This window comes from Falsihalocynthiibacter sp. S25ZX9, from assembly GCF_041205405.1.
Taxonomy (GTDB): domain Bacteria; phylum Pseudomonadota; class Alphaproteobacteria; order Rhodobacterales; family Rhodobacteraceae; genus Falsihalocynthiibacter; species Falsihalocynthiibacter arcticus.
Genome location: NZ_JBGFCD010000214.1, coordinates 1 through 308 on the forward strand (window position 1 = coordinate 1; position 308 = coordinate 308).

The 308-nt window shown below is 45.5% G+C and carries 1 pseudogene; it reads right to left on the reverse strand.

Annotation, left to right across the window (positions count from 1 at the left end):
* A pseudogene (locus tag AB9F29_RS21970) lies at positions 1 to 264 on the reverse strand (IS5/IS1182 family transposase); the annotation flags it as partial.
* Positions 265 to 308 lie beyond the last annotated feature (44 nt).

A 308-nucleotide genomic window follows, 5' to 3' on the forward strand; every position in this document is an offset into this window, starting at 1 on the left:
AGTGCATCTTAGGGTTACCCCTTCACCCAACAGTTGAGAAACGCTGCAAGCACTGTGGTATCCGACCAACAAAATGCGCGTCATTAGTTCTGGATCAACCGAAGGTCGTTCAGTCGAACGAAAAAACTCGGACAGATATTGGCGAACACTGGATAAAACAATGACGCCACCTATTGTCCGCAAAACATGGTCGTATGGAATATGAGCCTCAATCGAGAAGTCATAGAATAGGGCGCTTTGTGTCTCCTGCTTTGGTCCCAAAATCGCAATCAATCCCTCATATCTACAAGAAAATTGAAGCAGCCAAA